This window comes from Pseudomonas meliae (assembly GCF_001400515.1).
Lineage (GTDB): Bacteria > Pseudomonadota > Gammaproteobacteria > Pseudomonadales > Pseudomonadaceae > Aquipseudomonas > Aquipseudomonas amygdali.
Map to the genome: position 1 here is coordinate 1 of NZ_LJQT01000349.1, position 24879 is coordinate 24879.

General features: G+C 59.8%; 18 protein-coding genes and 4 pseudogenes. 8 read left to right on the forward strand and 14 right to left on the reverse strand.

What is annotated here, in order from left to right:
- Positions 1-98 precede the first annotated feature (98 nt).
- Together ALO64_RS16310 and ALO64_RS16315 are read left to right on the forward strand one after the other, a co-directional pair.
- The gene (locus tag ALO64_RS16310; RefSeq protein ID WP_044344773.1) at positions 99-1214 is read left to right on the forward strand and encodes a type III PLP-dependent enzyme domain-containing protein; all 1116 of its coding nucleotides are present in this window, start codon (positions 99-101) and stop codon (positions 1212-1214) included.
- Positions 1215-1238: 24 nt separating this feature from the next.
- On the forward strand, positions 1239-1574 hold the full coding sequence (locus ALO64_RS16315; RefSeq protein WP_004662130.1) for a DMT family transporter: 336 nt from the start codon (positions 1239-1241) through the stop codon (positions 1572-1574).
- A gap of 31 nt (positions 1575-1605) precedes the next feature.
- Here ALO64_RS16315 and ALO64_RS16320 read toward each other — a convergent pair whose 3' ends face one another.
- From ALO64_RS16320 to ALO64_RS16370, 11 genes and pseudogenes are all read right to left on the reverse strand, one after another.
- The gene (locus ALO64_RS16320; protein ID WP_044344774.1) at positions 1606-2403 is read right to left on the reverse strand and encodes a phosphodiesterase; all 798 of its coding nucleotides are present in this window, start codon (positions 2401-2403) and stop codon (positions 1606-1608) included.
- A 120-nt stretch (positions 2404-2523) separates the two neighbouring features.
- Positions 2524-3111, reverse strand: coding sequence for a peroxidase-related enzyme (locus ALO64_RS16325; protein ID WP_044344775.1), 588 nt, complete (start codon positions 3109-3111; stop codon positions 2524-2526).
- Positions 3111-3640: pseudogene (locus tag ALO64_RS16330) on the reverse strand (CMD domain-containing protein). Before ALO64_RS16330 ends, ALO64_RS16325 begins: the two are co-directional and overlap by 1 nt.
- A gap of 70 nt (positions 3641-3710) precedes the next feature.
- A complete protein-coding gene (locus ALO64_RS16335) occupies positions 3711-5276 on the reverse strand; it encodes an ABC transporter substrate-binding protein (RefSeq protein WP_044344776.1) in 1566 nt (521 codons plus the stop codon).
- Positions 5277-5327: 51 nt separating this feature from the next.
- Positions 5328-6341, reverse strand: coding sequence for an ABC transporter ATP-binding protein (locus ALO64_RS16340; protein ID WP_044344777.1), 1014 nt, complete (start codon positions 6339-6341; stop codon positions 5328-5330).
- On the reverse strand, positions 6331-7329 hold the full coding sequence (locus tag ALO64_RS16345) for an ABC transporter ATP-binding protein (RefSeq protein ID WP_044344778.1): 999 nt from the start codon (positions 7327-7329) through the stop codon (positions 6331-6333). Before ALO64_RS16345 ends, ALO64_RS16340 begins: the two co-directional genes overlap by 11 nt.
- Positions 7326-8249 carry an ABC transporter permease gene (locus ALO64_RS16350; protein WP_044344779.1) on the reverse strand — a complete coding sequence of 308 codons (924 nt, stop codon included), beginning with the start codon at positions 8247-8249 and terminating at the stop codon, positions 7326-7328. The genes ALO64_RS16345 and ALO64_RS16350 overlap by 4 nt, the downstream gene beginning before the upstream one ends.
- Complete coding sequence (locus tag ALO64_RS16355) at positions 8246-9220, reverse strand: ABC transporter permease (protein ID WP_044344780.1); 975 nt, start codon at positions 9218-9220, stop codon at positions 8246-8248. Before ALO64_RS16355 ends, ALO64_RS16350 begins: the two co-directional genes overlap by 4 nt.
- Positions 9217-10677: an NAD(P)-binding domain-containing protein gene (locus ALO64_RS16360; RefSeq protein WP_010215263.1), complete on the reverse strand. Its 1461-nt coding sequence runs from the start codon at positions 10675-10677 to the stop codon at positions 9217-9219. The genes ALO64_RS16355 and ALO64_RS16360 overlap by 4 nt, the downstream gene beginning before the upstream one ends.
- A 240-nt stretch (positions 10678-10917) precedes the next feature.
- Positions 10918-11868: a LysR family transcriptional regulator gene (locus ALO64_RS16365; RefSeq protein ID WP_044344781.1), complete on the reverse strand. Its 951-nt coding sequence runs from the start codon at positions 11866-11868 to the stop codon at positions 10918-10920.
- Positions 11869-11976: 108 nt separating this feature from the next.
- Complete coding sequence (locus ALO64_RS16370) at positions 11977-13032, reverse strand: GGDEF domain-containing protein (RefSeq protein WP_005732062.1); 1056 nt, start codon at positions 13030-13032, stop codon at positions 11977-11979.
- 402 nt (positions 13033-13434) lie between these two features.
- Between ALO64_RS16370 and yghX the strand changes: the two are divergent.
- Positions 13435-14323: pseudogene (yghX, locus tag ALO64_RS16375) on the forward strand (YghX family hydrolase).
- A 145-nt stretch (positions 14324-14468) separates the two neighbouring features.
- Here yghX and ydiJ read toward each other — a convergent pair.
- Positions 14469-17500 (reverse strand): annotated as a pseudogene (ydiJ, locus tag ALO64_RS16380) (D-2-hydroxyglutarate dehydrogenase YdiJ).
- 154 nt (positions 17501-17654) lie between these two features.
- Between ydiJ and ALO64_RS16385 the strand changes: the two are divergent.
- From ALO64_RS16385 to ALO64_RS16400, 4 genes are all read left to right on the forward strand, one after another.
- A complete protein-coding gene (locus ALO64_RS16385) occupies positions 17655-18560 on the forward strand; it encodes a LysR substrate-binding domain-containing protein (protein WP_010210505.1) in 906 nt (301 codons plus the stop codon).
- Between the two features lie 23 nt (positions 18561-18583).
- The gene (locus tag ALO64_RS16390) at positions 18584-19495 is read left to right on the forward strand and encodes a LysR substrate-binding domain-containing protein (RefSeq protein WP_044344783.1); all 912 of its coding nucleotides are present in this window, start codon (positions 18584-18586) and stop codon (positions 19493-19495) included.
- 188 nt (positions 19496-19683) lie between these two features.
- Positions 19684-20994, forward strand: coding sequence for an MFS transporter (locus ALO64_RS16395; RefSeq protein WP_044344784.1), 1311 nt, complete (start codon positions 19684-19686; stop codon positions 20992-20994).
- The gene (locus ALO64_RS16400; RefSeq protein ID WP_005732055.1) at positions 20991-22250 is read left to right on the forward strand and encodes a metal-dependent hydrolase family protein; all 1260 of its coding nucleotides are present in this window, start codon (positions 20991-20993) and stop codon (positions 22248-22250) included. The genes ALO64_RS16395 and ALO64_RS16400 overlap by 4 nt, the downstream gene beginning before the upstream one ends.
- Positions 22251-22257: 7 nt before the next feature.
- Here ALO64_RS16400 and ALO64_RS16405 read toward each other — a convergent pair.
- Both ALO64_RS16405 and ALO64_RS16410 read right to left on the reverse strand, forming a co-directional pair.
- Positions 22258-23132: pseudogene (locus ALO64_RS16405) on the reverse strand (polysaccharide deacetylase family protein).
- On the reverse strand, positions 23129-24289 hold the full coding sequence (locus tag ALO64_RS16410) for a GNAT family N-acetyltransferase/peptidase C39 family protein (protein ID WP_044344785.1): 1161 nt from the start codon (positions 24287-24289) through the stop codon (positions 23129-23131). The pseudogene ALO64_RS16405 and the gene ALO64_RS16410 overlap by 4 nt, the downstream one beginning before the upstream one ends.
- A gap of 93 nt (positions 24290-24382) precedes the next feature.
- Here ALO64_RS16410 and ALO64_RS16415 point away from each other — a divergent pair.
- Positions 24383-24879: RimK-like ATPgrasp N-terminal domain-containing protein (locus ALO64_RS16415; protein WP_044344786.1), on the forward strand; the 497-nt coding region annotated here is incomplete at its 3' end.

Sequence of the window (24879 nt, forward strand, 5' to 3'; positions counted from 1 at the left end):
TTGTCTACACCCTCTTAAGTTTGTTCAGCCGTCTGATAAAGCAGTGGCACGAAGCTTGCTCAAGCTCTGCTCACACTTCGAAGCCAGGGAAGTTCAACGTGGACACACTTCTTGCACAATTAGCCGACGACACCAACGACACCTTCTATACCGTTGACACGCGCTGGATCACCCGGAATGCGCAGCAATTCAGTGGCTGTTTTCCAGGTACCGTGCTGTATGCAATGAAGGCCAATCCACTTGAGCAAGTACTTGAAGCCTTGAGCCAGGGTGGTATCAATCATTTTGACGTGGCGTCGCTTGCAGAGGTGCAGACGGTACACAACACGCTGCCCAATGCAGTTCAGTACCTGATGAACCCAGTGAAGTCCCGCCATTGCCTGCACGAGGCTTACTATCGGTATGGCGTGCGTTCATTTGTGCTCGACAGTGAGGAGGAACTCTCGAAGTTGCGGGACGTGTTGCCCGAACGCGACAGCACGATCAGCCTGTTCGTGCGCTACGCACCCTCCGAGTCGACGGCGGTTTATGATCTCAGAGGAAAATTCGGGGCAAGTCCGGTGTTAGCGACGCAACTGGTGCATCAAGTGGCGTCCAGCACCGACTGGTCACTCGGGCTGTCATTCCATGTCGGTTCGCAAGCCCTTGAAGACGGCCCGTGGCTCGCGGCCCTCAATGACGCCGATGCCATTGTGCGCGACACCGCCGAGCACGTCAGGCACCTGGATATCGGTGGCGGGTTTCCGGGTAATTACCTGAACTCCATGGGTAACACGCCAGACCTGGTTGGCAGAGTCTGCGACCATATCCAGACCAGCCCGACACTGAAGGACCTGAACCTGATCTGCGAAGCGGGTCGTGGTCTGGTCTACGGCGGCATGTCGCTATTTGCACGGGTGCTTTCAAGACGTGAAAAGAGCGTTTTTTGTGGTGCCGGTATTTTTGGCGGTTTGCTCTCAGCCCAGCAGTGGCTGCAATTTCCCGCACGCGTGTGGCGAGACGGCAACCCTTACACCGGTGCTGCGGAAAACACGTTCAATATCTTCGGCCCCACCTGCGACAGCATGGATCGCCTGGCCTTCCCCTACTCGCTCGCCAGCGATATCAGGGAAAGCGACTGGCTGGAATTCCAATCGACCGGCGCTTACCCGGTGTCCCTGCGCACCCCGTTCAACGGGTTTTACGCCGACCGCATCATTTCTCTCCCTTCCTGAATGCCTGAAAAGCGATCTGCCGCCATGCTCATAAAAGCCTATTTGTTCCTGCTTGCAGGAATTGTCGCTGAAACAGTGGCGACCATCGCACTGAAAGAAAGTAACGGGTTTACCCGTTGGGTCCCGGTTATTGCCTCTATCGCGGGCTACGGGCTCGGAATCGTCTGCCTGGGGTATGCACAACGGGACTTGCCCATGTCCCTGATCACCTCCATGTGGTCAGGGTTGGGCATTACGCTGATCACTGTCATTGCCGCGTTTCGCTATCAACAGGTGCCCACGTTAATGGCCGTGAGCGGTATCGGCCTGATCATCGCGGGCATCATTCTGGTCAATCTGGCCAAGGAACAAGTGGCCTGACAGCGCATGGCTGCCAGGCTCATATGTCGGTTCAAGCGAAGTCAAAAGGCCCCTCGAAACGGCCTATTGGCACCCAGTGGGTAATAAGACCGGTGTCGGCCTTCCAGTGGTGCAGCAACAGCGCGGGAGGCTCGACATAGGAAGCGTCGGCAGCATCCGGGCGCAGTTGCAAGGCAATGGCCGTCGTCGTGCTCGGGGCCGTGCACATCAGCGTGCCGCCAAAGCGCAGCTGCATGAAACGATGAATATGACCGCAGACGATTCGCTCGACAGCCGGGTATCTGGAGACCACCCCGGCCAGCCGCTCGCCCCTTTCACAGCGATAGGCGTCGATGCAGTGAATGCCACTTGAAAACGGCGGCTGATGCATCATGATCAACGTCGGTTTGTCAGGCTCCAGCGCCAGTGTACGATCCAGCCATTGGGTGGCGGTATCGGTCATGTCGCCGTGGTGCTGGTCGGGCACGCTGATATCCAGCCCGATGATGCGCATCGGCGCGGAACCCGAGTCGACGAAGCTGCAGTCTTCCTCATTGATGAAGTAATCGTGCTCCGGGAAGGCACTACGCAGGTTCTGCCGATGATCATGGTTGCCCGGTATCATCAAAAGCCTCTGGCGCAGCGGCTGCAGCAGCTCTCGGGCCATTGCGTACTTCTCGGGTCGCCCCTCGTCCACCAGATCACCGCTGAACAGGATCAGATCAGGTGGCGGATCCAGGGCGTTTATCGTGTCGACGGCAGCCGCCAGCATTGCATTCGAATCGACAACGCCTTGATAGAGTAGCCCTCTGGGTCGTACATGCGTGTCAGAAATGTGCGCTATCAGCATTCCATTACCTCAATCGTGACCAGGTCGCTTGTCCACTAGTACAGCGAACCTGCAACGACCGGGCCAGACTTCGCCCCGGCCATTACTGAAGCGCGGCAGCGATTGAGAACACCGCAGTCTTTAAACCTCGGGAAACACTGGTTCTCCCAGATTGAGCATGAGCCGATTGGCCCACGCGAATATCGAGATGGCGTAAATCAGGTCCAGCACCTGTGCATCGTCCAGCCCTTGCTCGCGCAGTGCATTGATGTGCCCGGCGTTCAGCGAGGCCGGTTCGAGCGTCAGGTCGATGGCGAACTGCACGATGGCTTTTTCACGCGCGGTCGTACCTGCCGTATGGGGGTCGGCAAATACCTGGGCGATAACATCATTGCGCTTGGCCAGTTGTTCGAAGCGTTGCGCGTGCACTGACGCGCAATAGACGCAGCGGTTGATTCGTGACACAACGGTGCTCGCCAGTTCCCGTTCGGCGCGCGACAGGCCACCCGGTGCGTACATGATCGCGTTGAACGCCTGTGAACGCTGGCGAAGGATGTCTGGGTGATGTGCCAGGGTCAGGTAATAATCCGAGGTCTTGGCCTGAGGATGGCTTTCTTCAAGCACCGCAACCTGCCCGGCGGTCGCGCTGTTCAGGTCCACGGTTGGCAGCCAGGCTTTCCAGCCCAGTACCTGATTGGTGAAACCCTCAATTTCAATCAGTTCGCTCATCAGGCTGCTCCGGCAGACTTTAACGCATCCAGCCCTGCGGCCAGACGCACTTGATAGGACAGGAATGTGCGATCAGTTGTGCCAGCACTACGATTTCAGCGGTGCTCAGGCCCTGATGTTGCAATACCTGCAAGGCGCTTTGATCACCGTGTACCGGAGACTCGATCAGGGTGCGGGTAAAGCGCAGGATCGCAGCCAGGCGCGGGTCCTCCAGCAGGTCGATTCGGCTGGCGCTCACATCGGCCAGTACGCTTGCCTGCGCGCCAGTCGCCTGCAATTGCGAAAGATAATGCTCGCTGAGGATCGGTTGCAGACTCAGCAGGGTCGCGTAATAGGCAACCCAGAGACGCTCGTTCAACGACAGGTTGTGCTCCAGCGTCGGGGCAAAAAACAAATCCTGACTACCCTGGGTGGCCAGTGCGACCTTGTCCCGCGCATGCCGAATTGCATGCAACGGGCTGGCTGGCGCGATGCCCAACAGGCTATCCAGAGTGTCCGGAGGCGTCGAATGTTCAGTGGTCGATGTCATGACAGGTCCTGCAATGCTGTGGTTGCATGCGCGCAGCCGCTTCAAGAAGCTGCGCGGGAATGAAAGGAGATCAAGGCTGCTCGGTAACCATGGTTGCCGCCGTGCGGTCACTGACCAGCGGCTCGACCTTCAGGCCTTTGCGCGCCGCCCAGATGTTCTGGTAGTGGAACAGCGGGATGATGCCGACGTCGTCGCTGACCACCTGAACCGAGTCCTGAAGAATCTTGAGCCGTTTGGCCTCGTCGAATTCGGCGGTCGAATCAGCCAGTGCCTTGTCTACCAGCGGATTGCTGTAATGCCCCCAGTTGGACGCGCCCTGCCCCTTGCTGCTGTCGACCGTGGTCAGAATGTTGGTCAGGGCATATGCCGCTTCGCCAGTCCCGTTGCCCCAGGCAATCACACTGATCGCCAGTTCATTCTTGTTGGCCTTGCCCGCGTACACAGCCCACGGCAATACCTCCAGCTGGACCTTGACGCCGATCCGCGTCCAGAATTGCGCCACCGCCTGCATGACCTCCGGTGCCTGCGGATAACGGTCGCCTGGCACATGCACAGTCAGTTGGAAGCCTTCGGGAAATCCTGCCTGCGCCAGCAGATCCTTGGCCTGTTTGACGTCATAGGGAATGTTCTTGATCTGCGGGTTGTAACCGAACGTATTGGCCGGCATCCATTGGTTGGCCTCGGTGACGGTGCCTTGCATGATGCGTTCGTTGATGGCCGGGCGGTTGATCGCCAGGGACAACGCCTTGCGCACCCGCACATCCAGCAGCGGGTTTTCGGCCAGCGGCTTGCCTGCGTTGTCACGAATGAACTCATTCGGCCCGGGACGGAAGCTCGGTTGAATGATCAGCGCATGCAAGCCCTGATAGGCGAAGACATTGACACTCGGCGTTTTGCGCAGGCGCTCCACATCGGTGGGCGACACCTTGTCGATCACGTCCACATCACCCGCCAGCAAAGCCGCAGTACGGTTGGCGGCGTTGGCGATGAAGCGAAAATCAACCTTGTCCCAGGTTGGTTTCACGCCCCAGTAGCTGTCGTTACGGGCAAAGATCGTGCGATCACCAGGCACGAATGAGACAAACCGGTAAGGGCCGGTGCCGATCATGGCCTTGCCCGAGTTGTAATCGGCGCTGCTGGCGGTCGCACCTGCATGGCGGCTGACAATGTAGATCGAATCGACGTCCGGCAGCAGGTTGGCATTGGGCAGACGAGTCTTGATGATCAGCGTGTGCTCATCCTTGGCCTTGACCGATTCAACGGTGCGCATGGCACCTGCATAAGACGCGACACTGCCGGGTACGCTGCGGGCGCGCTCGAAGGAGAAGACCAGATCGTCGGCGGTCAGCGGCGTGCCGTCCTGCCATTTCACGTCATCGCGCAGGGCAAATTCCCAAGTGGTGTCGTCCACGACCTTCCAGCTTTTGGCGAGGCCCGGCAGGGTCTTGTCATCGCGGCGGCTGACCAGCGATTCAAAGGCATGCAGCGCCACCGAACGGTCGCCGGCATAGTTGTTGAGCTGCGGATCGAGCGACGATACCGGGTCGGCATAACCGATACGCAAGTCCTGCGCCGAGACACTGCCAGCGGCCAGAACGAGGGCCGACGCTAACAACGAACGAACGAGTGGTTTCATAGGTGATTCCTTAAACGCAATGGCAGAGGGTGACGAGCTTCAGGCGCTCGTTCAGCGTTGATCATTCAAATGGCACGCGCTCTGGTGGTTCGGCGAAACCTCCCTCAGCGCTGGAACTTCCTCGCGGCAGCGCGCCATGGCGTGCGGACAGCGAGGGTGGAAATGACACCCGGTTGGCGGGTTCAGCGGGCTGGGGATTTCCCCTTTGATCGCGTCATAACGGGTACTGCGGATATCAAATCGCGGGATCTGCGCCAGCAGGGCCTGGGTATACGGGTGATTGGCACGCGCAAACAGGTCATCGACCGATGCGGTCTCGACCACACGGCCCAGGTACATCACGACCACGCGGTCGCACAGATGCTCGACCACGCCCAGGTCATGACTGATAAACAGATAGGCCAGGCCCAGCTCGTCGCGCAGGTCCATGAACAGGTTGAGAATCTGGGCCTGAATCGACACGTCCAGCGCTGCTACCGACTCGTCGCATACCAACAGTTCCGGCTGCACCGCCAGCGCACGGGCAATGCCGATGCGCTGACGCTGACCGCCGCTGAATTGATGCGGATAACGCTGGCGCAACTGCGGGCTGAGCCCGGCACGTTGCAACTGGGCACTGACGTAATCATCAGCCCCTTTGCGGTCGGTCAGGCCATGCAGCAGCGCGCCCTCCCCGACGATACGGTCGACCCGCAGGCGCGGGTTGAGGCTTGACGACGGGTCCTGAAAAATCATCTGCACTTTCAGGCGCAGCGCCTTGCGCTCCTGCGTCGTCAGGCTGTCGAGCGGCTTGCCGTCCACCGATGCGATACCTGACGAGACCGGCAGCAGCCCGGCGACCATGCGCCCAAGGGTCGATTTGCCACAGCCCGACTCGCCCACCAGCCCGACCACCTCGCCACGCATTATCCGCAGGTCGACTCGGTCCACCGCATGGGTCACCGGTTTCGGACGGGTCAGGTGCAGTCGCTGCAGCAGCCCTTGAAGAGAGTGTTCAGCCACTGGTTTGCCGAAGGTCTTGCTGACCTGGTGCAGCTCGATAAGGGGAATCAGATCACTGGGCATCGGCAGCTCCCGGATGAAAGCAGCGAACCGTCTGGCCCGGTCCCGCCTCGTGGGGTTCGGGGTCGCTCTGTACACATATCTGCGACGCTCTGGAGCAGCGCGCCGCAAAGGCGCAGCCGGCAGGCATAGACAGAAGGTCCGGCGCCATGCCGGGTATCTGACGCAGGCGCTGGCCACGCTTGTTGCGACTTGGCAGGCTGTCGATCAGCCCCTGTGTATAAGGATGTTGCGGGCGATCCAGCACCTCGGCGACCGGGCCTTGTTCGACAATGCGTCCGGCGTACATCACTGCCACGTCATCAGCCAGCCCGGCAATCACGGAAAGATCATGGGTGATCCAGATCAGTGAGGTGCCCTGCTCACGTACCAGCTTCTGCACCTCACTGAGAATTTGCGCCTGAATGGTGACGTCCAGCGCAGTGGTTGGCTCATCGGCAATGATCAGGTCCGGGGCGTGCAGCAGCGCGATGGCAATCGCCACTCGCTGGCGCATGCCGCCAGACAGTTGATGCGGGTAGGCGCGCAGCCGTTCTTCAGGGCTGGCGATGCCCATCAGCGCCAGAGTACGACTGGCATGCTCACGGGCCTCTCGCCTGCCGAGCGGGCTATGCGCGCGCACCGCTTCGATCATTTGCGTGTCGACCCGCAGCACCGGGTTGAGGGTCATCATCGGGTCCTGAAAAATCATCGCCACCCGGTTGCCCTGAATGCCGCGCAGTTGCGAGGCAGACAGTTTGGTCAGATCACGCCCTTTGAACAGCACCTGCCCGCCACTGATGCGCCCTGGCTCATCGACAAGGCCGAGAATCGAAAACCCGGTGACCGATTTGCCCGAACCCGACTCACCAACCAGGCCGAGAATACGCCCCGGCTGCACGCTCAAGGACACATCACGCACCGCTGGCAGCACGCCTGCGCGGGTATGGAACGAAGTGCACAGACCACGCACATCAAGGGTTGGCTGTGCTGACACCTCAGGCTGGCTCATCGCTGCAACCTCGGGGGGTTGAGAACATCACGCAGACGGTCACCGACCAGATTGATCGCCACAATGGTGATCAACAGTGCCAGCCCCGGAAACAGGCTGATCCAGTATTCATTACTGAGCATGTACTGAAAGCCGTTGGCAATCAGCAGCCCCAGTGAAGGCTCGGTCACCGGCACACCCAGACCGAGAAACGACAGGGTCGCTTCCAGGGTAATGGCGCGGGCGATTTGCAGCGCGCCGATCACGATCAGCGGCGGCAGGCAGTTGGGCAGAATGTGGCCGATCACAATGCGCAGCGGACCAACGCCCTGCCCGCGCGCTGCATCGACGTATTCGCGACGACTTTCGGTTAGCGCCTGACCACGCGCTGTACGGGCGTAATAGGCCCATTCAAGCACTATCAGGGTAAGCATCACGTTGCCGACGCCCTTGCCCATCCAGGCGAGAATCATCAGCGCCATGAGAATGACCGGGAATGACAGCAGCAAGTCGACCAGACGCATCAGCAAGGCATCGACCCAGCCGCCGACATACGCAGATACAAGCCCCAACAACGTGCCGATCACTGCCGCAATCAGCGCCGAGCCAATGCCGACCCACAGGCTGATGCGCAGGCCATAGATAATCGCCGAGACCAGATCGCGACCCTGTCCGTCGGTGCCCAGCCAATAGGTATAGCCGCTGTCCATATTGAGGCTGCCTGGCGGCATTCGCGCATCCATCACGTTGAGCTGCATCAGGTCGTAGGGGTTCTGCACCACGATCCAGGGTGCCAGGACAGCCACCAGCACAATGACCAAAAGGACCATCAGGCCTGTCACCGCAGTCGGTGAGCTGAAGAACTCGGTCAGCACCCGCCGCCATGGCGATTGAGCCTGCAACAGCGTGCTGCCGATCGGGGCTTTTTCAATGACATTCATCGGGAGGCCTCGATGCGTACGCGTGGGTCCAGCAGGTAATACAGGCCATCCACGATCAGGTTGAGCACCACGAAAATCACCACGACCACCATCAGGTAAGCGACCACCACCGGGCGATCAAGCATGTTGATGCTGTCGAGGATCAGCTTGCCGGCACCGGGCCAGGCAAAAATGCTCTCGGTTACCACGGCGTAGGCGATAGTCGAACCCAGTTCCATGGCCAGCACCGTCACCACCGGGATCATGGTGTTGCGCATGACGTGCATGCACATCACACGCATCGGCGAAAGGCCCTTGGCCCGGGCGAATTTGACGAATTCCTGAGGCAGCACCTCACGCACTCCGGCACGGGTCAGGCGCAGCACCAGCGAAATCTTGAACAGCGCCAGGTTCAGCGCAGGCAGTAGCAGATGTTGCAAACCGTCCAGCGTCAGCCATGACCATTGCACACCCAGCCATTCACGGGTTTCGCCCCGACCGCTGGCCGGCAGCCAGCCCAGCGTGATCGAGAACAGCATGATCATCATCAATGCCACCCAGAACGCCGGCAGCGAAAAAGCGACGATGCTGGCCGCCATCATCAGCCGGGAAAGCGGGTGCTCGGGGTACATACCAGCGAACATGCCCAACGGCACACCGATGACTACGGCCAGAAACAAGGCGCTGAACGCCAGCTCAAAGGTCGCGGGCAAGCGCTGCAGAATCAGGCGCATTGCATCTTCGTGGTACACAAAACTTTGCCCAAGATTGCCGTGAACCGCGCCTTTGAGAAAAATCAGGTACTGCTGCCACAGCGGCTGATCCAGCCCCAGATGAGCGATGGCCTGCAGACGTTCGGCCTGATTGAGGTCTTCACCAACCAGAATATTCATCGGATTACCGATGGCGTTGAGGCCGACGAACACCACCACGGTCATCAACAGAATGACCAGCAACGACTGAGTGAGCCTGCGCAACGCCCAGCCGATCATTGGCGCAGCTCTTCGGCGGTCGGCTGGCTGGCCACCCACTCATCGCCCAGCAGCTCCGGTTCGGCGTAATCGAGCATGGTGTCGAAATGCAGCGCGATGTCCTCATTGAACAGCTGCCCGACCAAGGCATGGGCCAGACGCTTGGAGCCTTCGCTGATGGCAGGAATATCCCCGGACACCGCGCCATAGCTCAGCGCTGCCGGGTAACTGAAGCAATGGATATGGTTCAGCCCCGGACAGGCGCCGGGGGTCTTTTCCTGAAACTCGAAACAATTGCCCAAATCTGGCAGCACCGCCAGTTCGCTGTCGGTTTCGCCTTGCGGCGCTTCGAAACGATCCTGCCAGACGCGAATCTGCGACGAAAACGGGGCAAATTCAGGGCGCTGCCGGAAGTCGGTACGAAACCCGGTGGCAAACACCACAAAATCGGCCTCGATACGCGCTTTGGGCGTGTTCAGCCACACGCCGCCAGCCGGGTTCTGTTCGACTGAAAGCACCGGGCTGTCGAGCATGAAGCGGGCTTTGCCCGAACCAGAAACTCTGAGCGTACTGCCGCGTGGCGGTGGCACTTGCTGAGTGTTCAGGTAGTGGCGAATGCGCCATTTCCAGATATCCGGCAGGCGCCAATAACCGTGAACCATGCCCGGGTTACCGACCCCCTTGCCTTTGTTGATGCGAGGCAGCTCGGCGCGCCGGATGAGCAGGTCAACCCGCGTTGCGCCCGCTTCAAGCGCAGTGGCGGCGCTGTCCATGGCCGATGCGCCACCGCCAATGACTGCCACACGTTTGCCGGTGAACCAGCCATCCTGCAGGCCCGCCGCCGAATGCGTCCACAAATGCTCCGGCAACTGCCGGGCAAAATCCGGCACCCAGGGGCCGCCCAGACCGTCACGGCCCGTGGCGAGCACCACATGCCGGGCCAGCAGGAATTGCGTTTGCACAGGCGTCACGATATCCAGTTCGATCAGGCCGTCCGCTCTGGGTGCGACCCGGCTCACCCGGTGTTCGTTGCGTACGTCCAGCGCCAGCACCTTGCGATACCAACGCAAGTATTCGGCCCATTGCAGGCGTGGAATCTTGTCCAGTAATGCCCAGCCGTCGATACCGAATTGCGCTTCGTACCAGGCGCGGAACGTCAGCGCCGGCAGCCCCAGCGCCGGTCCGGTCAGTTGCTTTGGCGAACGCAGGGTTTCCATTCGCGCGGTGGTTGCCCAAGGGCCTTCGAAACCGGCCGGGGACTGATCGAAAATCACCGCCGCCACGCCGAGGTTGCGCAGTTCTGCGGCCAGAGCAAGACCGGCCATGCCACCGCCGATGATCGCCACATCAAGCACTGCCTGCCCGGCGCTCACCCTGGCTTTGACCCAGGGCCTGGCGGGCAGGTCCAGCCAGGCCAGATCCTGCTGCAAACGAGCTTCCAGGGCCGCCAGACCAGCGGGTGCATTTACATCTGACATTAATCGGTACTCGAAAAAATGTTCGGGCCACAAGCCCAAGCGGTGACTCAAACACTTCAAGAATCATTCCAATGTCGCATTAAATGAATTCTTTAAGCCTTTGAATGCTTAATTCGAATAGTAAGAGGCGCTTTTTATTCTCGCAATGCGCAAAAAAGCATATTGATATTCCTTAATGGAATTTTAACGGGCTCTGCGTGCGGTGCCGTGGAGCGTCACGACACGCATTGCACCTTACGCTCACTCGGCATAAATGCTCTGCAACAGGGCATCGTGCGCGCTGGCTTCGTGCATGATCATTGCCGGCAACAGGGTTTTTGCGCTGTCGGCAATCTCATCGATCAGCGCGCTTGCCACATCGGACAACGGGCTGGCGAAGGCTGAAATCAGACCGAAGAAAAACGGGATGTTGCAGGCGATCGGCCGGACCACTACACCTTGCAACGGCACGCCGATAGCGGTGAACGGATCGACCAGCGCAATGCCCAGCCCGACTCTGGCCATTTGCATGGCGATCAGGGACGTATTGGTGTCAAGCATGCGCGGCGGCTGACCGCCCGCGTCCTGAAACGCCTTGTCGATGCGTCGACGAAAGCGATACGGGTTGGCCATGGTGATCAGCGTTTGCTGACGCAGCAGCCCCATCGACAGCACTTCATGGGTGGCCAGCGCAGAATCGGCAGGCAATACCGCCACGCAAGGCGCTTCGCCGATCCAGTGGATTTCCAGGCCGCGATGCTCCAGCGGCAGGCTTACCGCGCCCAGGTCCATGGTTTTCGACAACACGGCCTGAACCACATTCTCCGGGGACATGCTCTGCAACTGGATCTGTTGCGGACGCAGATGTTCAGGCAAGCGCGACAAGGCCGTGGGCAGCAAGCCAGCCGCCAGGGCCGAGATCGCCACCAGCTTGATCTGGTGATTTTCTTCCTGGGCAATATGCTGCGCACGTTGGCGGATATTCCGCACGCCCAGCAGCGCGCTCTCCACTTCGCCATACATCATGAACGCCTTGTGGGTAGGCGTGACCTTCGGCCCGCTGCGCTCGAACAAGGCAAAGCCTAATTCCTGCTCAAGCTCCTGAATAGCCCGTGTAACCGATGGCTGAGAACGGCCAAGCATTTTCCCGGCAGCAGTGACACTGCCTGCCGACATGACCGCCGCGAAGGCTTCGAGCTGACGCAAATCCATAAGCATGCCTTGATCGATACATAGCCAATGAGGAAGCGCGACGCAATGCGCCCTCTGTTCAAAGCGCGAAAGTCTACACGCTGATGGAGCACTGGGTGAATGAACACCTCACCCGGCGATCATTACCCGGTTTCGGCCTTGTTGTTTGCCCAGATAAAGCGACGTGTCGGCACGATTGAGGGTTATCTGAAAGGTCTCGCCCGCGGCAAGGGTTGCCATGGCAAGGGTTGCGGTGACCGCAATGCTGCGTTCATCGATCTGACCGGCCTCTTCAGCAATACGCCGCCAGATGCGCTCCGCCACTCGAAGTGCATCATCGGGCGCGGTGTCCGGCATGAGCACCAGAAATTCCTCACCGCCCCAACGGGCAGCCATATCGCTGTTGCGCACGCTTGAACTGATGACTTCGGCCACCCGCTGCAACACCGCGTCACCGGTCTCATGCCCGTGGAGATCATTGATCTGTTTGAAATGGTCGATGTCGAGCAGGATCAGTGAAGCCGAGAACCCCTGACGCCTTGCCTCCAGCTCGCGTATGCGATGCAGGACTCTCCTGCGCGTATAAAGATTGGTCAGGCTGTCGCGGTTGGCAATATGAAACAGGCTCAGTTGCATCGACGACGTGAAACGTACCGAGAGTGCGGTGGCATAAATCGACAGTACAGTGGCCACCAGCGCATTGACGATACCGAACGCATCAAGCACGTTCTGGCTAAGGCCTGATTCCTGGCCCATGTGCCGGCGAAAGGCGAAGCATCCGACCAGCGACAGGAGTATCGCCAGGCTATAGGCAATGCGTCTGATAGCGACCAGTTGAAAGGTAAAGGCAATGATCGGGATCACGCAGAACAGGTAAAAGCTGAAGTTGCTTTCCCAGCCCAACTCCCATGTCGCGAGCAGTGCATGGCCGATGATTTCCAGACACATCAGTTGTCCGGCCTGGCGATAGCGCTGTCTGCGGATCAGGTAAAGGCAGTTGATGTAGAGCAGCGTGCTGACGATGTTCGCTACCCACAGGACCTTCATGCCCAGCCCCAGGAACACCATCAGCAAGACACAGTGAATGCCCAGCGCGACATACACGATCGGAGTGATGTGTTTCCAGAACTGGATAGCCGTCTCCTTGAATAGCTGGGTGCGGTCTTCCGTCGGGAGGGTCATCATCACGTTATCTCGAAATGCAGGTGGAATATGACCATGAGCGTGGGGTGAAGATCATGATGTGTTGTCGGCCTGAACCGACGCTGCTTGATACGGCGGCTCGATAATATGTTGGTTTGCACAGCGCAAACGCCGTGGCATGTGCCGAAGGAGTCAAATGGACATCACTGATGGCAAGTAGTGCAATTAGATGCCTGATTTTCCTGAACCACTGGCAGCAGGCACGGGCCTGCACATCAGGCTCGTTGGCGAGATCGGTAAGGGATGACGGCTTTTCTTCAATTTGCAGTAGCGATCCCGGTGTTCTGGAAATACTATCGGGACCGGACATTGTGTTGATCGCGCTGCGCCCATCAGCCCGCCAACACGCAGGCAGCCCTGAATGATTCAGAAGGAAGCGTACCGATGGAACGTCTCACTGCAAAAGACTTTGCCCCTGAATTGCTTGATCTTTACGACTACTACGCGCACGACCGGATCAATCGACGCGAGTTTCTCGATCGGGCTGCGCTGTTCACCTTCGGCGGCCTGACCGCCAGCGCGCTGCTCGCTTCCCTCAGCCCCAACTACGCGCTGGCCGAACAGGTGGAATTCACCGATCCGGATATCGTTGCCGAGTTATGTGTCCTACCCCTCACCCAAGGGGCATGGTCAGGTTCGTGGCTATCTGGTTCGCCCGGCAAAAGCCACCGGCAAAGTACCGGCAGTGGTCGTGGTGCATGAAAACCGCGGTTTGAACCCCTATATCGAAGACGTTGCCCGCCGTGTGGCCAAAGCCGGTTTCATCGCGCTGGCACCTGATGGCCTGTCCTCGGTCGGCGGCTATCCTGGCAATGACGACAAGGGCCGGGAGCTTCAGCAGACCGTTAACCCGGAAAAGCTCATGAACGATTTCTTCGCTGCCATCGAGTGGCTGATGAAGCATGACGCGAGCACCGGCAAGGTCGGCATCACCGGTTTCTGTTATGGCGGCGGCGTGGCCAACGCTGCCGCCGTGGCGTACCCGGAACTGGGCGCTGCCGTATCGTTCTATGGCCGCCAGCCCAACGCCGAAGACGTGGTGAAGATCAAGGTGCCGGTCATGATTCACTACGGCGAACTGGACACCCGCATCAACGAAGGATGGCCCGCGTACGAGAAAGCCCTGAAAGCGGCTGGCACGACGTACGAAACGTACATCTATCCGGGCGCCAACCACGGCTTCCACAATGACTCCACCCCGCGTTACGACGAAGCCGCGGCCAAACTGGCCTGGGACCGCACATTGGGGTGGTTCAACAAGTACCTGGTTTAAGTTCTGGCCGAACGGCGCGGCACGGATCTGTGACGCGCAGCATCACGCAAGGCATTCCCACGCAGGAGCGTGAGGAACGATAGTTTTGTAACTATCGTGCCCATGCTCCGCGTGGGCATGCCGTTCTGGACGCTCTGCGTCCTCTCTATAGCGCCCTCACCCGTTCCAGCAGTACCTGTAGTGGATGCTGCACCACTTTGCCATCCTGGCGCTTGACCTGGCTGCGGCATGAGTAGCCATCGGCGACCAGTCGACCATCAACGCCATGCCGGGCCACCAGCGGCTGCCAGGACTGACGATAGATGGTGTCGCTGTTTTTTGCGTTTCGGGTTTCATGCCCATAAGTGCCGGACATACCACAGCAACCGCTGGCCAGCACATCAAGCCTGAGCCCGGCGCGAGCGAAGGCTTTCTGCCAAAGGCCGACACTGGCGGGCTCGTTGGTCTTTTCAGTGCAATGCGGCAGGAAGTAATACGTCTCACCTGACGGAGCGTCACACTGCTCCTCAAGCGCAGAAGCCAGCCATTCCTGCGGCAGCATGACGGTCGGTACGCTCTCGCTGCCCAGCGTCTTGCTGTACTCCTGGCGATAGACCAGGGTCATGGCCGGGTCCAGACCGATCAGCGGAATGCCATACCCTGCCAGCTTGACAAGCGACTGGCTGTTGAAACTGGCAGCCTCCTCGAACGCGGCCAGAAAACCCTGCACGTGCAGCGGCTTGCCGTTGGGTGCGAACGGTGCGAGATAAACCTGATAACCCATGCGCGAGATCAGCTCCAGCCAGTCTGCTGCCAGCGGGGTTTCAAAGTATCGGGTGAACGCATCCTGAACCAGCACCACCGTACGTTTGCGCTCCTGCTCGCTCAACGCGGCCAGACGCTGCGGCGTGGCAATGCCGACATTCCAGCGGGCGCAGGCCGCGCGAAAGTCCATCAGGCTGAGCAATGGGCTGTCGACCATACCGGCGACATGCTCAAGCAGGTAACGCACCGGTTTTGCGCCCATGATCGCGTTATACAGCTTCGGAAAGCGCGCCAGGTGCGGAATGCTGAACTCCAGCGAGCCAATCAGGTAATCCTTGATCGGGCGCAGGTAGCGGCTGTGGTACAGCTCCAGAAAACGCGAACGGAACTCAGGCACGTTGACCTTGACCGGGCACTGCCCCGCGCAGGACTTGCAGGCCAGACAACCGGCCATGGCATCGTAGACTTCATGAGAGAAATCCTTCTGCCCCGCAACTCTGGCGACGCTGTTGACGGTTCGCTCGGCAAGGCTTTTCAGCACATTGGCACTGCGCGCCCTGGCGCTGGCGGTGAGGACATTGACGTCCTGCTCGCCTTGCAGACGCAGCCATTCCCGGACCAGCGAAGCGCGGCCCTTGGGTGAGTGAATGCGGTCACGCGTGGCTTTCCATGATGGACACATGGCATCGTCGGTGTCGTAGTTGTAACAGGCACCGTTGCCATTACAGTGCAGCGCGCTGTCGTAGCTCTGCCAGACCCGTTCATCGATAGTGCGATCCAGATCACCGCGCAACGTCACTTCATCCACCAGCGTCAAGCGTGATTCCGGCACCGTCGCAGGCGTGGCGATCTTGCCGGGGTTCAGCTGGTTGAACGGGTCGCAGGCAGCCTTAAGGGCCTGCAATGCAGGGTACAACTCGCCGAAATACTCAGGCACGTATTGCGAGCGCAGGCCCTTGCCATGCTCGCCCCACAGCAGCCCGCCGTAGCGCTTGGTCAGCGCGGCGACGGCGTCGGATATTGGCCGAATCAATGCCGCCTGCGCCGGGTCTTTCATGTCCAGTATCGGTCGCACGTGCAGCACGCCTGCATCAACATGGCCAAACATGCCGTATTGCAGGCCGTAGCTGTCCAGCAGCGCCCGAAACTCCTGAATGTAGTCGGCGAGGTTTTCCGGTGGAACAGCCGTGTCTTCGACGCTTCACCCTTGACGTTGCCGAGCAGCCCCACCGAGCGCTTGCGCATGGCGTAGACGCGGTTTACTGCAGCGCTGCCGGTTGCCAGGGTATGGCCTAGGCGCACCACCGAGGTGTCTTTTTGCAGATGAGCGACGAATGCATGGACGCGCTGTTCGACTTCGTCCAGTTCATCACCACTGAACTCGATCAGGTTGATGCCCAGAGTCGGCGTCGCCGGGTCCTGCGGGAAATACTCGGCCACACCGTGCCAGACGATATCCTGCATGGCCAGCATCAGCACTTTGGAGTCCACGGTCTCGATGGACAGCGGCTTGTGCGCCATCAACGCCTTGGCATCCCGCAGAGCGTCCATGAAACCGGCATAACGAACGTTGACCAGAATCGAATGTTTGGGGATCGGCAGTACGTTCAGCCTGGCTTCGACGATAAACCCCAGCGATCCTTCGGAACCGCAGAGTACGCTGTTGAGGTTGAAACGGCCGTCTTCCTCACGCAAGTGCGCAAGATCGTAACCGGTCAGGCAACGGTTGAGCGGCGGAAAAACGTCCTTGATCAATTGCTCCTGCGTATCGGCGATCTGCTGCGCACAGCGATACACATCGCCAGCACGGTCAACACGCGCTTGCTCGCTGGTCAGCTGCTCAGCGCTGAATGCCTGACTGTTGACGTACGAACCACCGAGCAGCACGGTCGTCAGTTCCAGCACATGGTCACGGGTCTTGCCGTAGGTGCAACTGCCCTGCCCGCTGGCGTCGGTGTTGATCATGCCGCCAATCGTGGCGCGGTTGGAGGTCGACAGTTCCGGCGCGAAAAACAGCCCGTGCGGCTTCAGCGCTGCGTTGAGCTGGTCCTTGACCACGCCGGTCTGCACCCGCACCCAGCGTTCCTCGACGTTGATTTCAAGGATATTGTTCATGTGCCGCGACAGGTCGACCACCACGCCGTCGGTCAACGACTGCCCATTGGTCCCTGTGCCACCACCACGCGGGGTCAGCACCACCTGCTTGTGCTCGGGCCGCGCTGCCAGGCGGGCGACAATTGCCACATCATGGCTGTCCATCGGGAACACCGCAGCCTGCGGCAGGCGCTGGTAGATGGAGTTGTCAGTGGCCAGCACAGTACGCGAGCCGAGGTCCCTGGCTATTTCGCCGCGAAAGCCGCCCTCCACCAGGGCATTGAGGAAACGGTCATAGTGACCGACCTGCTCGGAGGTCGGTTTCAACAGCGCAATCATGGTGGTCTTCCTGGCTGGCTAGGCGTTTTATATGCAAAGCACGTATGCTTCGAAACGCTCGTATGCATGGCGTTATCAACGGTTATCGTGATTCTCCGGCGTGTCACGCTTCAGTGCAAACGTAAAAGATGCCGTTTTTCCATGAGTTTTATGAATGAACACCAGAAGACTGACGCCCTCCATGTCTTTATTGCTCGCTTTCGAGGCGGCCGCGCGGCATGGCAGCTTTACCAAAGCCGCAGACGAACTGGCCTTGACCCAGAGCGCCGTCAGCCGCCAGGTGCAGGCGCTGGAAGCCCAACTGGAAGTCGAGCTGTTCAAGCGCGATGGCAGACGTATCGAACTGACCACGGCCGGTGCCTTGTACCAGCATGAGCTGGCCGCGGCGCTGGGCCGTATTCGCAGTGCAACCCTGCAAACCATTGCGCACAAGGCGGAAGGCGGCACGCTGCACCTGGCCGTGCTGCCCACCTTCGGCTCCAAATGGCTGCTGCCGCGGATGAATGATTTTTACACCCGGCATCCGGGCTATGTGGTGCATATCCACTCACGCATCGTGCATGCCGACCTGACGCCGGCAGCCAGCGAAATGAACGCGATCATCTGTGCGGGTAACGGCAACTGGCCCGGTTACATCGCCCACCCGCTGGTCAGCGAAAAACTGGTGGTCATTGCCAGCCCTGCTGCGCTTTTCGGCTACCAGACGATCACCCCGGCGCAGGTGGCCCAGCATTCGTTGCTGAACGTGGTATCGCGGCCCAATGCCTGGTCGGACTGGTTCGACAGTAATCGGCTGGACCACCACATCATGCGCCCCGGCCCGAGTTTCGAACTGACCTCGCACCTGATCCAGGCTGTGGCGGCGGGCATCGGTATCGCACTGGTACCGCGCATTCTGGTGCAGGACGAAATCAACAGCGGCGAACTGGTCACCCTGTTCGAACCGCTGGACAGCGGGCGCAATTACTACCTGGCGTACGCGACGCGCTTTCAGAACCTGCCATCGCTGTGCGTGTTCAGGGACTGGCTGCTATCGACGCCGTTTCCCGACCCTTTGTAAACCTGCCCGCAACAGGAGCCACTGTGCGTATCGAGCCCCTTCCGCCGCTGCAGAACCTGATCGCTTTCGAAGCTGCCGTCCGGCATGGCAGCTTCACGCGTGCCGCCACCGAACTGAATCTGACTCAAAGCGCGATCAGCCGTCAGGTCGCGCAACTGGAGGAATTTCTCGGCCGCGCGCTGTTTCGTCGCGAGCACAAGCGCATTCACCTGACGGTTGCCGGGCAGGTTTACGCCGAGCAGATCCAGCGCGTGCTGACCCTGTGTGCAGAGGCCACGGCACAAGTCATTACCCATAGCGGCGAACAACAACTGACGCTGGCGTGGTCCAGCGGCGTGGCCGCACTGTGGCTGGGCCCTTTGCTGGGACGCTATCGCGATGCCTTCCCCGCCGTGGATATCCGCCTGCGAGTGGTCGACGGGCTGGACTCGCTGATTCGCGCGGAATTCGATCTGGCGCTGTATTTCCTGCGCGAAACATCACCAACGAGCCTCGACAGTCGTTTGCTGTTCGCCGAATCGGTAAATGCCTACTGCTCGCCAGACTACCTGAATGGCCAGCTGCTGGAACCAGCACAGTTGCTGGACCACTGCCTGCTGATGCTGGAAGACGGGCAACGCCAGTGGCTGTCCTGGGGAGACTGGTTCGGCCGTCAGGGCGTTGATGCGTCGCTGATCCGCAAGCGCATGACCGTCAACCTGTACCCTGTGCTGGTCGACCTGGCTGTCGCCGGGCACGGTATCGTGCTTGGCTGGCAACCGATGATTGACCGTCACGTGCAGTCCGGTGCGCTGGTGCCGGCCTGCCAGAAAAGTGTGGGTGCAATAGGCGGCTATTACCTGCTGCCCCCCAGCGGCAAGACGCCCCGGCGCGCTGCGCGAGCGTTCGAGAAATGGCTGACAGATGAAATAGCCACGCTGACACCCTGCCCCTGACGCTTGCATGCGTCTGGCGCATGCAAACCTGCGCAATAAGCGTTTTCTTAAAATCGGCCCAACACCTACTCTCGACTGAAACGGGCAAAAAGACCTGACTCAGCCGCACTTACATCAACCCTGCCCCCTAATCAATGCAGCCACTGCAGGGGGCCTCCCTGCGTGTATCGCATGCAGGAGCTTATCCAGTGAGCACATTACGATCCTCTGCTTCACGCACCCATGAACAAAAGGCACGCCGCGCGGTGACCGCTACGGTGATCGGCAATGGCCTGGAATGGTTTGATTTCACGGTCTACAGCTTCTTCTCGGTGATCATTGCCAAAGTGTTCTTCCCCACCGGCAGCGAGCTGACCTCTTACCTGTTGGCGCTGGCGACCTTCGGGGTCGGCTTCTTCATGCGTCCGGTGGGCGGCATTGTTCTGGGCATCTACAGTGACAAGAGCGGGCGCAAGGCGGCTTTATCCCTGACCATCCTGCTGATGGCGCTGGGGACGCTGATCATCGGATTGACGCCCAGCTTCGCGCAAATTGGCTATCTGGCACCGCTGCTGATTGTTCTGGCGCGACTGCTGCAAGGGTTCTCTGCCGGTGGCGAGATGGGCAGTGCCACCGCATTCCTGACCGAGCATGCTCCGCCCGGCAAGAAAGCCTTCTACTCCAGCTGGATTCAGGCCAGCATCGGCGTTGCAGTGCTGCTCGGCTCTGCGCTGGGTGCCATTCTGTCCAGTTACCTTACCCAGGCGCAGCTGGAAAGCTGGGGCTGGAGGGTGCCATTTCTGATTGGCACACTGATCGGGCCGGTCGGCTTTTATATTCGCAGCCGGGTGGATGAGACGCCTGCCTACAAGGCCGCAAAACCAGTCGAGTCGCCTCTGCGCGAAGTCATCAAGACCTACCCGCGTCAGACCCTGATCAGCTTTTCGCTGGTCGTGCTGTGGACCGTCTGCACCTATGCCATCCTGTTTTACATCCCCTCCTACGCCCAGCGCGTGCTCGGCCTGCCGTCATGGATGGGCTTCAGCGCCGGCATGATGGGCGGTGCAGTACTGATCGTCGCCACACCGATTGTCGGCACCCTGGCAGACCGCAGCGGGCATCGCCCGTGGTTGCTGGGCTCGGCAATTGCCATTTTCTTCAGCGCCTACCCGATGTTCCTGTTCATCAACCAGATGCCGGGACTGTTTTCGCTGCTGGTCTTTGAGCTGGTACTCGGCCTGCTGATTTCCGGTTACATCGGTTCGATCCTTGCGGCCTTTGGCGAATTACTGCCCACCCACGTGCTGTCCACCGGGCTTTCGGTGGCCTACAACTTTGCCGTCACCATTTTCGGCGGCTTTGCCACCTTCACCATCACCTGGCTGATTGCCTCGACCGGCAGCAACCTGGCACCCGCTTTCTACATCATGTTCGCGGCCGTCGTCAGCGGCATTGGTGCGCTGCTGTATCGCGACCGTGCGCCTGCTGCCCATCGTCCCCTGTCTGGAGCTTTCCAATGAGTATTGCTGATCCTACACGCCTGATCCTGCGCAACGGCCGCCTGCTGGACCTGCAAAAAGGGCAATTGATTTCCGGTCAGGAAGTCGTGATCGAGGGTGAGCGCATTGTCGACGTGCGTGCCGAAGGCGAACCTGCCGCGGTTGGCGCTCAGATTATCGATCTAGGCGGCAGAACCCTGATGCCCGGCCTGATAGACTGCCATGTGCATGTGCTGGCTTCCAACGCCAACCTGGGCATGAATGCCCTGCAACCCAACGCAATCATCATGTACCGCGCATTGCCGATTCTGGCTGCAATGCTCAACCGCGGCTTTACCACTGTTCGTGATGCCGGGGGTGCCGACTGGGCGCTGGCGCGTTCGATCCAGATGGGGCTGATTCCCGGGCCGAGGATCTTCGCTTCGGGCAAAGCACTGTCGCAGACCGGCGGCCATGGCGACATGCGCGCACGGGGCGAATTGCTGCTCAACGAACCTTGCTCGTGCTGCTTTCGGGCCGGGGCCATCGCCCGCGTAGTGGACGGCGTCGATAACGTGCGTCTGGCCGTGCGTGAGGAGCTGCAGCAAGGCGCCAACCAGATCAAGATCATGGCTTCGGGCGGCGTCTCGTCACCAACCGATCCGATTGCCAACACCCAATACAGCGAAGCCGAAATCCGCACCATCGTTGACGAAGCCGCCGCTGCGAACACCTACGTGATGGCCCATGCCTATACCGCACGGGCGATTCGGCGCGCCATAGAATGCGGCGTAAGAACCATCGAGCACGGCAACCTGGTGGATGCCGACACCGCCCGACTGATGGCCGAAAAAGGCGCATTTGCGGTGCCGACTCAGGTCACCTATGAAATGCTTGCCGAATACGGCGAGCGCTTCGGCCTGCCAGCGGACTCGGTGGCCAAAATCGAGGATGTGCGCCAGGCCGGCCGCAACGCCCTGCTGCTGTTCGCCGAAGCGGGCGTACCGATGGGCTATGGCTCGGATTTACTGGGGGAAATGCACGAGTACCAGACCCACGAACTGAAGATTCGCGCCGAACTGCTCGGTAATCTGGCGGCGTTACGCAGTGCAACAAGTGTTGCGGCGCAGATACTCCAGCGCGAGGGTGAACTGGGTTGCATCAGCGCCGGTGCGATAGCCGATCTGCTGGTGGTGGATGGCGACCCGCTGAGCGATATCGGTTGTCTGGTCGGTCAGGGCGAGCATCTGGCGATGATTGTTCAGGGCGGTCACGTGCGTAAGAACACCCTGGTCTGACCGGGCGTCAGTGAGCGTTGTGGTCCCAGATCCAGTTCCATGCGCCGGGTAGCCTTACAGGCTGCCCCGCGTCCTTGACCGTGCGCTGTCGTCGTAGAACGGCTTGTCGGCAAGTCGCACGCCGGTCTGATGGGCACTGTCGACCAGAATCTGCAGGTACTCTCGCGCATGCCGCGCGGTGTAGCGGTTCAGGTCGTGAAAGGTCACCACCACCGGAATCACCCCGTCCACCGCAGGCAGCTCTCCGGCGGCGATGCGTTCACGTACTTGCGAGAGCTGACTGACCATGTTCGAACGGCGGCGCAGGCTGAAGTTATAGCCCCAGATCTTGCCGTCATTGGCGCTCAGGTCAGTCAGTAATACATGCAGGTCATGACGCTGGTAGGCGCTGAACGTGCGTTTGTCGTAGTTCCAGAACGGCGGGCGCAACAACGTGGTCGGCACGCCGGTAATCGAGGCGATGATGGCGCAGCCTTGGGTCAGGGACTGCTCCAGCTCCTCATCGGTCAACGAACGATGATTGGTGTGGTGCGGCGTGGCGGTATGAAAGCCGAGCAAATGCCCCTCTTCATGCTGACGATGCATGATCGCCCGCCCCTGATCACTATTCCCTGCGCCTGTGGCGCCGGTCTGCACGAAGAACACGGCCTTGATGTTCGGCTGCAACGGATTGTCGGCCAGGCTGTCGAGTACGGTGATACTGGGGTTGTAAAAAGTCGTCGCACTGGGGCCGTCATCAAAGCTCAGCAGGAACCGCACTGGTGGCTGTTGCTGCAACTGTTCGGCAGTTTTTGGCGTCAGAGGGACTGGCGCGCTGATGCAGGCCGACAGGCTCGCGGCGATGGCCAATGCGCAAAGGGCCTTGAGGGCTGACTTGATCAATGTACGGGATCCTGTGGCCGGGCTGCTGAAGCCGCTTGGGAAGCGCACGCATGATCATCCACAGGCGCGGCAAACACAATCACTGCGGCGCGCAGTTTATCGGTGCCGAAACAACTCATGCGGTTGAAATCGGCATGGCTTACCGGCATATGCTGGCAGTCGATGGCCTGGCGATGCAGGCTGTGATCAATATCAGGATCGTGCAGGTAGACAAAATCGCTGTCGCAATCGGTGACCATCACCCAGTGCGGTGCCTTGGAGCGTGTCAGGCGATAGCTGCTGATCAGCACCAGCGGCTTGCCGCCCTCGGCCAGTACGCGAGGCAGGTTCAATGAGCGGTTGGGCAGCGTCTCTACACCGCAGGTTCGCAGCTCATGACAGAACTGCTCGTGAACCAGGCGAATCACCTGCTTCTTGTTGTCGCTGCGCACGCCGCCCAGAAACAGCGGGCCTGCCACCGACACCAGCAACTTCACGGCGAAGCCCCGTCGCCGGGCAGCCAGCGCCAGCCCTTGAGGGCTGCATCCACCGTGGCCGGAGGTCATGAACACCGTGGTCGCCTCGCGCCAGATCTGCAGTTCTTCGGTGCGATCCATCAAACGCGCAGGTTGCAGAGCCTTCATCGCCATCAACAGGCAGGCCGGGCCACAGGTGAATTCCAGAGTCTGCTGGTAGTAAGGCACTGAACAACTGTCCAGCCGGGCATGCTCGACGATGCGCTTCTCGTAACGCAGCGCCGGCGCATGGTCCTGGTAATAGTCGTCGACCTGAGCGAAACGCCGGTAACCATTGCGTTCGTACAGCCTGATAGCCGCGCGGTTATCAGGGCGCACCTCAAGGCGCAGGTAAGCGCAGTCGCGGCCCACGGTCTGCTGCTCGGCACGTTGCAACAACTGCTTGCCCAGCCCCTTGCCCCGCGCCGCATCGGCAATCGCCAGCGAATACAAACGCCCCAGCGAGGTGCCCCGATGAAACAGCACCAGCGCATAGCCGGTGAGCTGTCCGGCCTGCTCGGCGACGATCAGGCTGGCATTGGCGCGGCGAATCATCCAGTGAAAGCTGCGCGCAGTCAGGCGGTCGCCGTCAAAGCACTGGTTCTCCAAGAGCAGCAATTCGTCGACATCGGTTTCAACTGCATCGCGAAATATAAAGTCCATCTGCACCGCCGTAAAAGTTGTGTAACGAAACGGGACATTTCAAAAAGCACATGCTTAATAGAAAGGACTTGTTTCCCATCGGATCGATTACACATGTCAGCGGCACAGGTGAAGATGAACGAAGTATCTGCGCAACTTGCGCTTTCAGCAACAACCAGACGTGCAGACCCCACAACGCTTTTTGCAGCGCAGAGGCAACTGGTGATTATTGTCGAACGGCTCGAAGACTGGGCATCGTACTTCCCCAGCGAAGACTTGATCAGCGCCCAGGATTATCTGGAAAAGCCGCTGAAAGCCACGGCAGGCAAGCGTGTGCAAGTCATCAACCTGTGCCGCAGCTACAAATACCTGGGCCACGGTTATTACTGTTCCCTGCTGGCCGAAGCACGCCAGCACAATGTCATTCCCTCGGTAAAGACCATCAGCGAATTGACCCGCAAGTCACTCTACGGCCTGGCACTCGATGACCTGGACAAGTTGCTGGAAACCGCACTTCAGGATCACCCCTATGACGACACCGAAGGGTTTACCCTGACACTTTACTTCGGCCAGACCACACTTGAGCCGTTGAAGGAGACGCTGAACAATTA